Origin of the sequence: Roseisalinus antarcticus (genome assembly GCF_900172355.1) — a bacterium.
Taxonomy (GTDB): Bacteria; Pseudomonadota; Alphaproteobacteria; order Rhodobacterales; family Rhodobacteraceae; genus Oceanicola; species Oceanicola antarcticus_A.
Map to the genome: position 1 here is coordinate 22,315 of NZ_FWFZ01000032.1, position 13,527 is coordinate 35,841.

The 13,527-nt window shown below is 63.2% G+C and carries 11 protein-coding genes and 2 pseudogenes; 10 read left to right on the forward strand and 3 right to left on the reverse strand.

The features are described from left to right. Positions 1-56: 56 nt before the first annotated feature. The 4 genes from ROA7023_RS19025 to ROA7023_RS19040 are packed head-to-tail and all read left to right on the forward strand — an operon-like array spanning position 57 to position 4,924. Positions 57-902, forward strand: coding sequence for a carbohydrate ABC transporter permease (locus ROA7023_RS19025; protein WP_085880595.1), 846 nt, complete (start codon positions 57-59; stop codon positions 900-902). Further along, positions 899-1,732, forward strand: a complete 834-nt coding sequence (locus ROA7023_RS19030; RefSeq protein WP_085880596.1) for a carbohydrate ABC transporter permease — start codon at positions 899-901, stop codon at positions 1,730-1,732. Before ROA7023_RS19025 ends, ROA7023_RS19030 begins: the two co-directional genes overlap by 4 nt. Before the next feature lie 20 nt (positions 1,733-1,752). Further along, the gene (locus ROA7023_RS19035; RefSeq protein WP_085880597.1) at positions 1,753-3,855 is read left to right on the forward strand and encodes an ADP-ribosylglycohydrolase family protein; all 2,103 of its coding nucleotides are present in this window, start codon (positions 1,753-1,755) and stop codon (positions 3,853-3,855) included. A gap of 1 nt (position 3,856) precedes the next feature. Further along, complete coding sequence (locus ROA7023_RS19040) at positions 3,857-4,924, forward strand: ABC transporter ATP-binding protein (RefSeq protein WP_085880598.1); 1,068 nt, start codon at positions 3,857-3,859, stop codon at positions 4,922-4,924. A 245-nt stretch (positions 4,925-5,169) separates the two neighbouring features. Here ROA7023_RS19040 and ROA7023_RS19045 read toward each other — a convergent pair whose 3' ends face one another. Then, the gene (locus tag ROA7023_RS19045; RefSeq protein WP_085880599.1) at positions 5,170-5,769 is read right to left on the reverse strand and encodes a TetR/AcrR family transcriptional regulator; all 600 of its coding nucleotides are present in this window, start codon (positions 5,767-5,769) and stop codon (positions 5,170-5,172) included. Positions 5,770-6,008: 239 nt separating this feature from the next. Here ROA7023_RS19045 and ROA7023_RS19050 point away from each other — a divergent pair. After that, positions 6,009-6,269, forward strand: a pseudogene (locus ROA7023_RS19050) (IS5/IS1182 family transposase); the annotation flags it as partial. A gap of 200 nt (positions 6,270-6,469) precedes the next feature. Here ROA7023_RS19050 and istB read toward each other — a convergent pair. Together istB and istA are read right to left on the reverse strand one after the other, a co-directional pair. After that, entirely contained in the window at positions 6,470-7,222 is a 753-nt protein-coding gene (istB, locus tag ROA7023_RS19055) for an IS21-like element helper ATPase IstB (protein ID WP_085880600.1), read from the reverse strand. Next, positions 7,219-8,706 (reverse strand): IS21 family transposase, encoded by a 1,488-nt coding sequence (istA, locus tag ROA7023_RS19060; RefSeq protein ID WP_200812554.1) that lies wholly within the window; start codon positions 8,704-8,706, stop codon positions 7,219-7,221. Before istA ends, istB begins: the two co-directional genes overlap by 4 nt. Positions 8,707-8,894: 188 nt before the next feature. Here istA and ROA7023_RS19065 point away from each other — a divergent pair, with 188 nt between their 5' ends. From ROA7023_RS19065 to ROA7023_RS19085, 5 genes and pseudogenes are all read left to right on the forward strand, one after another. After that, positions 8,895-10,943 carry a phage tail tape measure C-terminal domain-containing protein gene (locus tag ROA7023_RS19065; protein ID WP_143535652.1) on the forward strand — a complete coding sequence of 683 codons (2,049 nt, stop codon included), beginning with the start codon at positions 8,895-8,897 and terminating at the stop codon, positions 10,941-10,943. Beyond that, positions 10,943-11,569 carry a DUF2460 domain-containing protein gene (locus tag ROA7023_RS19070; RefSeq protein ID WP_085880602.1) on the forward strand — a complete coding sequence of 209 codons (627 nt, stop codon included), beginning with the start codon at positions 10,943-10,945 and terminating at the stop codon, positions 11,567-11,569. The genes ROA7023_RS19065 and ROA7023_RS19070 overlap by 1 nt, the downstream gene beginning before the upstream one ends. Beyond that, complete coding sequence (locus tag ROA7023_RS19075) at positions 11,566-12,450, forward strand: phage/gene transfer agent baseplate hub protein (protein WP_085880603.1); 885 nt, start codon at positions 11,566-11,568, stop codon at positions 12,448-12,450. Before ROA7023_RS19070 ends, ROA7023_RS19075 begins: the two co-directional genes overlap by 4 nt. Continuing rightward, positions 12,447-12,881: an NlpC/P60 family protein gene (locus ROA7023_RS19080; protein WP_085880604.1), complete on the forward strand. Its 435-nt coding sequence runs from the start codon at positions 12,447-12,449 to the stop codon at positions 12,879-12,881. Before ROA7023_RS19075 ends, ROA7023_RS19080 begins: the two co-directional genes overlap by 4 nt. A 9-nt stretch (positions 12,882-12,890) precedes the next feature. Then, positions 12,891-13,527, forward strand: a pseudogene (locus tag ROA7023_RS19085) (baseplate multidomain protein megatron); the annotation flags it as partial.

The window sequence follows — 13,527 nt, forward strand, 5'->3', positions numbered from 1 at the left end:
GGGCGGCGCAATCCGCCCTCATTTCCCACAATTCAACTGCCACCGAAGGGACGAAAATGCATCGCCTCTACGTCATTCCAACCATTTTCATCAATGTGGTGATCATTGCGATCCCGGCAATTCTGACGATGATTCTGGCCTTTTACCGATGGGATGGCATGTCGACCCCGGTCTTCGTGGGGCTAGGCAATTTTGAAGCGCTGTGGACCGACCGGGTATTCTGGCGAGCGCTCACCAACAACCTGATTTGGACCGGCCTGTTCCTGACAATCCCGATAGGCATGGGGCTGTTGGCCGCGACGATGATGCTGATCGCGCGCCGGGGCAGCACCTTCTTTCAGGTCATCTACTTCTTGCCGATCATCATCGCGACGGCGATCACGGCGCGGGTCTGGCAAGGCATGATTTATTCGCCAATCACCGGTGTGCTTGGTCTGCTTGACCGTTACGGTCTGGAACTGACGAACCCGCTGACGCAGGTGAATACCGCACTTTACGGCGTTGCGGTCGCCGATCTTTGGCATTGGTGGGGGTTTCTGTGCGTCATCTTCTTTGCCGCTCTCCGGCAGGTGCCGCAGGAACAGGTCGAGGCTGCCCGCGTCGAAGGCGCCACCTTCTTTCAACTGATGCGCTACGTGCTGTTGCCCGGGATCATGCCGACCATCTCGCTGATGATGATCATGACGATCATCTGGTCGTTCCTTGTGTTTGATTTCGTCTTCATCCTGACCCAGGGCGGCCCCGCATTTTCGTCCGAGGTGCTGTCTACGCTGGCTTACCGGTCCGCGTTCTACGACCTCGCCGTGGGCAAGGCGGCGGCGGTCTCGGTGATCATCAGCCTGTTTGGCATCGTGGCCACGATTTTCTACATCCGTATTCAGGCAGCGGAAATCGTGGAATGACGAATACAGAAAGCCGCCTCACCCTGACGATCACCTTTATCGTGCTGGGTATTTTGGTGTTCATCACCTTGTTTCCCATCGTGCTGATGGTACTGAACGCGCTCAAACCCGCTGTCGAAGTGGTGCAGAACCCGCTGGCGTTCCCAAGCGAAATCCGCTGGGACAATTTCTCTCGGGCATGGACGGATGCGCGCTTTGCGCAAACCCTGATGAATTCCGCGGTGCTGACGGCGCTGACGATCGTGCTTGTCTGCACAACCAGTTCGCTGACCGCCTATGTGCTGGCCCGCAAAAAGATAAAGTCCTGGAAGGTCGTGACCTTCTACCTCCTGGCCACAACCACCGCCCCGATCCAACTGTTCCTGTTTCCGCTGTATTTCGGGTTTGCCAAGCTGGGGCTGATCAACAACCCAATCGCTGTGGCTTTCGTCTATACCGCCGTCTATTCGCCTTTCGCGATCATGCTGTTGCGCACCTACTTCCTCGCCGTCCCCAAAGAGCTTGAGGAGGCGGCGCTGATCGACGGGGCGACCCATTGGCAGGTGTTCTGGCGCGTCATGCTGCCGATCGTCTCACCTGGGATCCTGACCGTCGCGCTGATCATCGGCCTGTATTCGTGGAACGAATTCTTGATCGCCACGACGTTCCTTCAAAGCCAGGACAGGCTGACCGCCGTCGTTTCGTTTTTCCTGCTGTCGGGCAACTACAGCAGCGATTGGGGGCAGATCATGGCCGCCGCACTTATCATCGTTTTGCCAATCGTTGTTCTGTTTGTCCTGCTTCAGCGCCGGTTCATCGAAGGCATGGCGGGCGGATCGGTAAAGGGATGAACACTTTTCAGGAGCACGCAATGACCGACCCCAAAGACTATTTGCCGCAAATCTACGCCGGCGTTCTTGGTAAACTGATTGGGGTCTATCTGGGACGCCCGTTCGAGAACTGGCGCTATGACCGGATCATGAAAGAACTCGGGCCGATCACCTACTACGTCAACGACCGGCTTGGTGATCCGCTGGTGGTGACCGACGACGACGTCGCGGGCACATTCGCCTTCCCACGTGCGCTTGAGGACTACGGCGTCTCACCGGATCTGAGCGCCGAGGACATCGGCCGGGCGTGGATGAACTATATCGTTCAACACCGCTCGATCCTCTGGTGGGGCGGCTCCGGCAACTCGACCGAGCATACAGCATGGCTCAATCTGGCGCGTGGCATCAAGGCGCCGGCCTCCGGATCTATCGAAACCAACGGCGCCACGGTTGCCGAACAGATCGGGGCGCAGATCTTTATTGATGGTTGGGCGCTAATCTCGCCCGGCAACCCGGCGCAGGCGGCGAAACTTGCACGCGCCGCAGGGTCGGTCAGTCATGACGGTGAAAGCGTCCACGCCGCCGTCCTCTGGGCGGCGATGGAGGCTGAGGCCTTTAACAGCCGTGATGTAAACCACCTGCTGGATACCGGTCTGTCGCATATCCCCAGCGATTGCCTGATCGCGCAGCTGATCGGCGACATCCGTACATGGGTGGCCGGAAACGAGGATTGGGAGGCGACGCGCCAGCGGATCGAAGACAATTACGGATACGACAAATACCCCGGGAATTGCCATGTCGTGCCAAACCACGCGCTCATGATCATGGCGCTGCTGCACGCGCCGGACGATTTCCAGCGCGGCCAGATGATCGTCAACACGTCTGGCTGGGATACCGACTGCAACGCCGGCAATCTGGGCTGCCTCCAAGGCATCATGCTCGGTCTCGACGGTCTGGACGCAGGGCCTGACTGGCGCGGCCCCATCGCCGACCGGCTTCTGATTTCGACCGCCGATGGGGGCCGTTCGATCACCGACGCCGTCGAGATCTCGCTCTGGTTGACCAAGCTTGCCTGCCAGCTTGCTGGCACCACTCCGCCTGATGTGCCCAAAGACGGCGCAGCCTTTCACTTTACCCTGCCCGGATCAGTGCAAGGGTTCCGCGCCATTCCCCGTATGGATGACGGGGGCAGCCTGCGGGTTTCGGGCACAGGAAATGCGCTCGCTATCGACGTCGAGCACCTCGCGCATGGCGGCGAAGCCGTGACGCTGACACCTGTGTTCTCGCTGCCGGAAGTTGTCAGGATGCGGACCTACGAACTGATGGCCTGCCCGCGCGTTTACCCGGGGCAAACGCTGTCTGCGCGCGTCATGGCGCAGGACGGCTTTTCCGGCCCGGTCGAGGCGCGACTGCGGCTGCGTCACTACGATGGCACCGACAGCCTCATACCCCTCGATGCGCCCAACCCCACGCTTCTGAAGCCGGGTCGAAAAGAGGTTCTGTCGTGGACGATTCCCGATCTGGACGGCCAGCCCATCGCGGAAGTCGGACTCGTACTGACCTGCCCCGAAGGCAGGGCGCGTGGGCGTGTGCTGGTTGACCGCCTCGGCTGGACCGGCACGCCCAATGTCACCCTGCACCGCCCCGCCGATGGTGGCGAATTCTGGCGCCGGGCGTGGGTGAACAACGCGCACTTCTTTTCGAAGCACTTCCCGCAAGATTTCCGGATCAGTCAGGATCGGGGCGAAGGGATGATCCTTCAGGGTGCACGCGACTGGCGCGACTATGTCGTCGAGGCCGATCTGATGCTACATCTGGGCGACCGGGGTGGACTAATCGTCCGCGCACAGGGGCAAAAGCGGTTCTACGGCGTTCGGATCACACGCGCAGGGGCGCTGGAGATCACCCGCCAGCGGGACGAACACGAAGAGGTTCTGGCAAGCACGCCCTGCGCCATCGCATTCGAGACCGCATTCACAATGCGGGTGCAGGTCGATGGGCCGCAGATCACCGCAACCTTGGGCGACATCCGTTTAGAGGCAAATGATCCAGGTGGCTTTGATGGCGGTGCCATCGGGATGACCATCAAGGAAGGGGCCCTGTCGGCGACGCGCATCCATATCAGCCCGGTCGAGGGGCGCTGATATGGCCGAAGTCCGGATCGAAAAACTGACCAAGGCCTACGGTGCCGTTGAGGTCCTGCACGGCATCGACGCGGTCATCGCGGATGGAGAGTTCGTCGTGCTGGTCGGCCCGTCTGGCTGCGGAAAATCCACGTTGCTACGGATGATCGCGGGCCTCGAAGGCATCAATGGCGGCACGATCTTCATCGGGGATCGCAGTGTTAACAAACTACCCCCCAAAGAGCGCGACATCTCGATGGTGTTCCAGAACTACGCGCTATACCCGCATATGACAGTGGCCGAAAACATGGCTTTTTCCATGACCCTTGCCGGTGCCCAAAAAGCCGACAAAGTCAAAGCTGTCCGCCGCGCCGCCGAGATCCTCGATCTTACCGAACTGCTGGACCGCAAGCCGCGGCAATTGTCCGGTGGCCAGCGGCAACGCGTTGCGATGGGGCGGTCCATCGTGCGCGATCCGGCGGTTTTCCTGTTCGATGAGCCGCTGTCAAATCTGGACGCCAAGCTGCGCGTTCAAATGCGCTCTGAAATCAAGGCCTTGCACCGCCGTCTTGGCACAACGATGATCTACGTCACCCACGATCAGGTCGAGGCGATGACGATGGCCGACCGTATCGTCGTGATGCAGGCGGGCATCATCGAGCAGATCGGCACCCCGCTGGAGCTTTACGACAACCCGGTCAATGCCTTCGTCGCCCAATTCATCGGGTCACCTTCGATGAATATTTTTGCGGCCACTGCCAATGGCGCGACTTTGTGTCTGGCCGATGGCTCTGATATTGGCGTGCCCGTGCCGCGGGGCGTGTCCGACGGGCAGACGGTCAAGGTTGGCAAACGCCCAGAAGATATTCGCCTCCATTCCAATGACGGGCCCGGTCCTAGGGCAATCATCAAAAGCTTAGAGCCCACCGGGGCAGAGACCTATGTCGCAGCACAATGCGGAAACGAAGGTCTGACAGTGGTCACGCGCGAACGCCCGAACTATCGCGAAGACGACGTCGTAAGAGTCGTATTTTCCGAGGGTCCAGTTCATCTTTTTGATCCAGAAAATGGACAGAAATTTGCTCCATAGCTCGTTCATCCTGAACAAGGATGTCAGCCGGTAGCCCTTGATGCTGAAAGCTTTGATTTCGAGCTGCGAGCACTCGGCTGATGACGATCAGCCAGATCAATTGGCACAAAGACTCACTCAGTTGGCGCAGGATCATGCGGATGTTGTAGCCGCAGCTGCACAGGACCGCTAAGAGAGCGTCGCCGGTCGTTCCTTCCAATGGGCATCGGGTCAGGCAAAGACCCTCAGAACTCAACAATCCGTGGTTACGCGCCTGTTCCAGAGATCCATTGGCGAAAGATCGGAAGCGCCCTTGCGCAGGTGCTTTCGATCTCCGCCTTCGACGGGGCGGGGGAGGTGTGAATGATCCGCTTTACCTGCCGGTCACCGACCAGAAGGCTGACGAACAGGCTGGCGGCTTCGTCCGGGGGAATGTCGCTGGCGTTACAGATCCGGTCCATCAGCCGGATCAAAAGAGGCATGACCTGCGCGCGCCCGCCCGCAGATATGGCGGCGCCCAGTTCCCCGGTCTGATCGGCGGCGGCAGCCCGGTTCATAAGGATCGCGCGGTCTCCCAAAAGCATGCCAAGAAACACCGAAGCGACGCGTTCAAGGGTTTCATTCGGATCGGTCTGGTCCTCCAGCGCGCGAAGGAGCATCGACCGGGTTTGCGCGGCATTGTCTTCGACCATGGTGCGAAACAGCCCCGCCTTGCTGCCATACCACCGGTAAAGGGTTTCGTTCGACGCCTTCGCCGCCGTGGCGATGCGCATCATCGAGGCACCGGCGTAGCCGTGTTCGGCAAGCAGATCATAGGCCGCGCGCGAGATCGCGTCGTGGCGCGTCTGTCGATCTTTTTCGTTCATGTGAGCCGCTGAAACATCATTGATTTATCCGTACAGATCGATACGGATGAGTAAAGGCGTATCAATCTGTACGTCCGCGAGTCGGAGAGCGAACATGAAGCAGCTGACCTACGCCATGATCCTTTTGTCCCTGACGCTGAGCGCCGCGATCTTCGGCTTTTTCTATGCCTGGGTCTGTTCGACCATGTGGGGGCCGGACGCCGCAGGACCCGCGCGTCGCCATCGGCGCCATGCCCGCCTGGAAAGAGGATTGCCCTGCCGCGATCGCCCGGAACGAAACCCTGCGTGCAACCCGGCACTATGGCAGGGCGTTCTGGAAGCGCTGGACGGGATACCATGCCCGCAGCCGGATCGAAGCGAAGATGCGCTGTCTGAAAGACTCCGGAGAGCGCATCGCCGCGAGAGACCCGGACCGCCAAACTGCCGAAATCCAAATCCGCATCGCACTGATGAACCGCTTCTCAGCCCTCGGTACGGCCGAGATCGTTCGCGTGGCCTGACGCTGAAGGGGAAAGGGTGCCTTGAGGCGCGAGTTGTGCAACAACGCCTGTCAATCGCGGCGACAAAAGGGGCCACTTCCCGGTGCAATATGGGGCCACGGTCAGGATTTCGGCGGCGCTCTGGCGCGTGTGCTCATCACATAGCTGACGCGTGCCAGAGCGCGCTGGCCGCCGGCCAGCTTTGATACTGTTTGGGGAGTTCAGTCCTGGGTCTGGCGGCTCTGACGCAGCCGGTAGCTGTCGCCGTTTAGTTCCAGAATATGCACGTGGTGGGTCAGCCGATCCAAGATGGCGCCGGTGAGGCGCTCGGAGCCGAAGACTTCGGTCCATTCGTCGAATGGCAGATTGGATGTGATGACGATCGAGCCGCGCTCGTAGCGTTGCGAGATGACTTCAAACAGCAACTCTGCGCCGGTTTTGCTCAGTGGAACGAAGCCAAGCTCGTCAATAATCAGCAGGTCCTGACTGACCATCAGCTTTTGTAGCCGTTGCAGGCGTCTGTCATCGGCCGCTTCGATCAACTCATGTACCAGCGCGGCGGCGGTGACAAAACCGACGGACAGGCCCTTTTGGCAGGCGGACAGACCCAGGCCGAGGGCGATGTGGGTCTTGCCGGTTCCACTTGGGCCGAGGGCTATGACATTCTCGCGCCGTTCAATCCACTCGCAGCGCGCCAGCTCCAGAATCTGCATTTTGTTCAACGCCGGGATGGCTTTGAAGTCGAAGCTGTCCAAGCTCTTGACCGCCGGGAACTTGGCGGCCTTGATCCGGCGCTCGATCATGCGCCGTTCGCGGTCGATCATCTCCAATTCGATCAGACGGGCAAGGAACTGGACATGATCCAGTCCCTCTGCTGCCGCTTGGCGCGCCAACTTGCCATATTCCCGCAGAACGGATGGCAGCCGCAGGGATTTGAGGCGATGGTCCAGCAGAATTTGAGGGGCTTCGGTCATCCTGGTTGCCCCTGCATCAGGGACATATAGCTGGCCGCAGATGTCGTGCCGACATTGGCGCGTGGTAGATAGGGATAGACGTCCAGATCCAGCTTGGGTGGCCGCTGCTCGATCTGGCACAGCACGAGGTGTTTGACGGCGTCAAAGCCAATTGCCCCCATGCGCAGCGCGTTTTTGATGGCGATGTGCAGGTCCCCCATCTCGAATGTCTCCAAGAGCCGCAAGACCTGCACATACTCACGCCGTCCCGCCTTGATCATCCGCGCTTCCATCAAGCGGCGCAGGGTCGCGAACTCTTCCGGCAGATCCCATCTGGCCAAAGGGGCTGCTTGATCCAGAGCCCCTACTTTTTGTTCCAGCAGGGGCAGATAATGGATCGGATCAAAGACCATGTCCTCGCGATCCCAACACCGCGGATGGCGGGCAATGACATCGCCACCGCAACCAATCACGACCTGGTCGACATAGCCACGAAGCCAGACGTCTCGGTGGCCATAAGCAACTGGAACCGAGTAATCGTTGGTCTTGTAGCGCACCAAGGATTGCGAGTTCACCTGGCCGGCGGCCTGATCACAGGCATCAAACGGGGATGCGGGCAGATCCATCATGGCCTCAAGATCACGCGCAAGGCGCTGCCCGATGCTGTCGCTGTGCCCACGCAAAACATCGGCCTGACGCTTGCGGCATTGCTCTGCCAGCCAAACATTCAGGGCCTCCCATGTCGCAAAGCGGGGAATGGGCACCATGAAGTTGCGCCGCGCAAAGCCGACCAGGCCTTCAACGGCACCTTTGTCGTTGCCCTTGCCCGGCCGACCGTAGCGGTCATGAATGAAATAGTGCGACAAGAACCCGCTGAACAGTTTAGCCCGCTTGCGTATTCCGCCTGGTAAAATCCTTGCCACCAGGCAGCGATCATTATCGTAAAGCACCGACTGCGGCACCCGCCCGAAGAACGCAAAAGCATGAACATGGCCATCAATCCAAGCCTCGGAAACGGCTGCTGGGTAGGCGCGAACAAAACAGGCATCGCTGTGGGGCAGATCCAGCGCGAAGAAGTGCGCCTTTTGCTCAACGCCACCAATCACCGCCATGGCCTCGCCAAAATCCGCTTGGGCGTGACCGGGGGCATGAGCCAGCGGCACAAACATCTCGCGGTTGCGCCGACCATGTTCACGGACATAATTCTTGACCGTCGTATAGCCGCCCTTGAACGCTTGCTCATCCCGTAGGCGCTCAAAAATACGCTTGGCGGTGTGTCGTTGCTTGCGGTTCCGGCTGAGATCTTCCTGCAACCACTGATCGATGAAGCCAGTGAAAGCATCCAGCTTCGGCCGCTTGATATTTGCCGTTCGCCGGTAACCGGGCGGTATGGAAAACTCCATGATCTTCTTCACGCTCGCGCGCGACACCCCAAAATGAACTGCTGCCGCTCGTTCGCTCATGCCGTCTCGACGCGCGAGACGGACCTTTCGATAAAGTTCCACGATTAAAATGCCCCCACCCTCCCTGTCACCAGAAAGGGCCAAAGTGGCAAAGTTTTACTCTGCCCGCAGCAAGACTATCCCGCCACTTCCGTGGCAAACTTTTGCACTGCCGTTCTCAGCAGGTGCGCGCCGAGCTGGAAGGTGTCGGCGAAGCCGGATCGCGCGGCTTCGGGCGGCTGAGCCGCGAGATGGAAGCGGCGAACACCCGGCTTGCGGCGTTTTCCCGTCGTGTTGCCGTGGCTGCCGCCGCTGCCGTGGCAGCCGCTGCCGCGGCTGGCGTGGCCATGGTGCGCTCGGGCCTGCAGACGGTCGATGCGCAGGCGAAGCTCGCGCAGTCCCTTGGCACGACAGTGGCCTCGATCCAGACCCTGGAGCGCGCGGGCGAGCTGGCGGGCGTGTCGATGGGTCAGGTCGAGCAGGCCACGGTCCAGCTGACGCGACGGCTCAGCCAGGCGGCCTCCGGGACCGGCCCGGCGGTAGAGGCGCTGCGCCGCCTGCGGCTGTCCGCCGAGGACCTGCAGCGTATGCCGCTCGACGCGCGCATCGCCGCGATCCAGCAGGCGCTGGGGCAATACGTGCCGGAAGCCGAGCGCGCCGCCGTCGCCTCCCAGCTCTTCGGCGACCGCGCGGCCTTGGTGTTCACCCGGATCGACACGGCGACGCTGCGACAGGCGACGGAGGACGTACGGGATTTCGGGGTGGTGGTCTCGGACCAGGATGCGGCCCAGATCGAACGCACCAATGACGCCATCTCGCGGCTGGGGCTGATCTGGCGCGGGCTTTCGAACCAGCTGGCCGCCGCCGCCGCGCCCGCGCTTGAAGCGGTCGCGAACGCCATGGCGGCGGTCGCGCGCACCACCGGCCCGCTCGGCATCGCCATCCGCACGCTATTCGACAACATCGGCCGCCTGACCACCTATGCCGCCACCTTCGCCGCCCTGATGGCCGGGCGCTGGGTCGCCGGACTGGTCGCTGCGGCCGTCTCCGTGCGCGGGCTTGCCACCGCGCTCGTGCTTCTGCGCGGGGCGCTGATCCGCACCGGCATCGGCGCGCTGATCGTCGGCGCGGGCGAACTCGTCTACCAGTTCTCCCGCCTTGTCAGCGGCGCGGGCGGCTTCGGGAATGCACTGGAGCTGATGGGCAATGTGGCGCGCGCCGTCTGGGACGGCATCAAGACCACGATGTCGTCCTTCATCGACGATTTCCGCGCGCTGCGTGCCGACATCGAGAGCATCTGGACGCGGCTGATGGCCTTCCTGTCCGGCAAATGGGCCGAGTTCCTCGGCATGATCGGCCCGACCTTCAACGCCGTGGCCGACCGGATCGGGGCGGATTTCCAGATCGACTGGTTCGGGGCGCAATCCTACGCGTCGATGCTGGATCATGCCGCCAGCAACATGGGCGCGAGCGCCGAGCGCTTCCGCCAACGCGCAGCCGAGAGCCGTGCCACGGCCTTCGACGGTGTGCGCGACGCGGTGGCAGCTCTGGTCGATGCCATGCGCGGCTCTAGCGAAGAGGTCGAAGACGCGCTGGATGCGGCCGCGGCAGGCGCGCAGCGCGTGACCGAAGCGCTCGATCAGGCTGACGCGGCCGCGGGCCGCGCGGGCGCGGCCGGGCGGCAGGCGGGGACGGACACTGCAACAGGCTCCGAGGAAGCCTTGACTGGCTGGGAGGCGGTCACGGCGGCCCTCAGCGACTACGCGAGCAAGGCGCGCGAAATCGGGGCCGACATCGGCCAGGCGCTGGTCGGCGCGTTCACCAGCGCCGAGAACGCGGTGGCCGAGTTCGTGAAGACCGGAAAGCTGAACTTCCGCGACCTCGTCACCTCCATGATCGCCGATCTGGCAAGGCTCGCGGCACGTCGCTTCATCCTCGGGCCGATCGCCAACGCGCTCTCCGGCGCGCTCGGCGGCGCGGGCGGCATCTTCGCCGACATCCTGCATGCGGGCGGGATGGTCGGGTCGGCGGGTCCCTCGCGCATGGTCCCGGCGGTGGCTTTCGCGGCGGCGCCCCGGATGCATGGTGGCGGCATGGCCGGGCTGCGCCACGACGAGGTGCCCGCGATCCTGCAGCGGGGCGAGCGGGTTCTGTCACGCCGCGAGGCTCAGAGCTACGGCGCGGGAGGCGGGGTCAACGTCACCATCATGGCCCGCGACGCTGAGAGCTTCCGGCAGTCCCGCACGCAGGTTGCGGCCGACATCGCCCGTGCGGTCTCGCTCGGCCGGAGGGGCATGTGATGGCGTTTCATGAGGTCCGGTTTCCCGACAATATCAGCCGGGGCGCGCGGGGTGGGCCGGAGCGCCGAACGCAGATCGTCGAACTGGCCTCCAGCGACGAGGAGCGCAACGCCAGCTGGGCAAATTCCCGACGGCGCTATGATGTCGCTTACGGCATTCGCCGCGCTGATGATCTGGCGGCTGTCGTTGCCTTCTTTGAGGCGCGCAATGGTCGGCTGCATGGGTTTCGCTTCAAGGACTGGGGTGACCACAAGTCCTGCCTTCCCTCGGGAACGCCAGCACCGAACGATCAGGCGATTGGCACCGGCGACGGCGCGACGACCGCCTTCCAGCTGGTCAAGCGCTACACCTCAGGCGCGCAATCCTGGACGCGCGCCATCGCCAAGCCAGTGGACGGAGTCGTGCGCATCGCGCTCGGTGGGGTCGAGCAGCTTTCAGGCTGGTCGGTCGACACCACGACGGGCCTCGTCACCTTCAACACCGCACCCGGGGCGGGCGTCTCCATCACCGCAGGTTTCGAGTTCGACGTGCCGGTCCGCTTCGACACCGATGCGCTCGACGTGACGCTCGACCTCGAGCGGCTTGGCTCGATCACAACCATCCCACTTCTGGAACTTCGCCGATGAAAAACATCACCCCCGACCTTCAGGCCCATCTCGACGAGGGCACGACGACGCTGTCCTGGTGCTGGCGGATTGCCCGCGTTGATGGCGTGACCTTCGGTTTCACCGACCACGACCGGACGCTCAGCTTCGACGGCACCGATTTCGAGCCGGAAAGCGGGCTGACGGCGTCAGAGTTCCGCTCTGGCTCCGACCTGTCGGTCGATGCGCAGGACGCCGAAGGTGTGCTGACCTCCGACCGGATCACCGAAACCGACATTCTCGATGGCCGCTGGGATAACGCCGAGGTCGAGGTCTGGCGGGTGAACTGGGCGGACACGGGCCAGCGCGTGTTGATGCGGCGCGGCGCCATCGGTCATATCCGGCGCGGACGGCTGGCCTTTGTTGCCGAGGTCCGGTCGCTTGCCCATGTGCTCGGCCAGACGGTCGGTAGGACCTTCCAGGCGACCTGCGACGCCGCCCTTGGTGATGGACGCTGTGGGGTCGATCTCGAGGGCCCCACCGTCAAGGGAACCGGCGCCGTCATCGATCTCCTGCGCGACAGGGCGTTCACCGCCTCGGGGCTGGGCGAATTCACCTCAGGCTGGTTCACCTTCGGCACACTGGACTGGACGAGCGGCGCGAACGCCGGGCGGCGCACCGAGGTGCTGGGCCATGACGTCACGGATGGCATCGCCCTGCTGACCCTGCTCGAGGCGCCGGTGCGCTCGATCGCCGAGGACGATGCCTTCACCATCCGTGCGGGCTGCGACAAGCGGATGGAGACTTGCGGCGCCAAGTTCGCCAACACCGTCAACTTCCGCGGCTTCCCGAACATCCCCGGCCAGGACGCCGTTCTCCGCTATGCCACCAAGGATGGCGGCCACGAAGGGTCCGTGCTTTGACCTCCGCCGACCCCCTGCGGGTCATCGCCATCGCGCGGTCCTGGCTCGGCACGCCCTATCACGACCAGGCCAGCCTGCGCGGCGTGGGCTGCGACTGCCTCGGACTCGCCCGGGGCGTCTGGCGCGAGGTCGTCGGCCCCGAGCCGTTCCCGATCCCGCCCTACAGCCGCGACTGGGGCGAGACGGGCCCGCGCGAAGTTCTGGCCGAGGGCGCGCGGCGCATGATGACCGAGGTGCAGCCCGCCGAGGCCGGACCTGGCGCGCTGGTGCTCTTCCGCATGAAGCCCCGCGCCATCGCCAAGCATGTCGGGATCCTCACCGAGCCCGATACCTTCCTCCACGCCTATGAGCGGCTCGGCGTGATCGAGGAGCCGCTGACCCAATCCTGGCGGCGGCGCATCGCCTTCGCCTTCCTGTTTCCGCAACGCTGAGACCCCGACATGGCCACCCTCGTTCTCGGTGCCGCAGGTGCCGCCATTGGCGGTTCGATCGGCGGCGCGATCCTCGGCGTCAGCGCCGCCACCATCGGTGGCTTCATCGGCTCCACCATCGGCACGGTCGTGGACAGCTGGATCATCTCGTCGCTGGCTCCCACGCAGCGCATCGAGGGGGCGCGGCTCGACACGCTGCGCATCACCTCGGCGACGGAGGGCGCGGTCATCCCGCGGCTTTACGGGCGCATGCGGATGGGTGGCAACATCATCTGGGCGACGGATTTCCGCGAGGAGACGAAGACCACCACGCAGGGCGGCGGCAAGGGCGGCGGGGGCGGCAAGGTCAAGACGACCGAGTATCTCTACTACGCGAGTTTCGCCGTCGCGCTCTGCGAGGGTCCGATCACCGGCATCGGCCGCATCTGGGCCGACGGCAAGCCGATGGACCTCTCCGGCGTCACCTGGCGCTGGTATCCGGGCGACGAGGCGCAAGCCGCCGATCCGTTCGTCGCCGCAAAGATGGGCGCGGCCAACACCCCCGCCTATCGCGGCACCGCCTATGTGGTCTTCGAGGAACTGGCGCTCTCGACCTACGGCAACCGCCTGCCGCAGCTCTCCTTCGAGGTGTTCCGCCCGCTGGCCG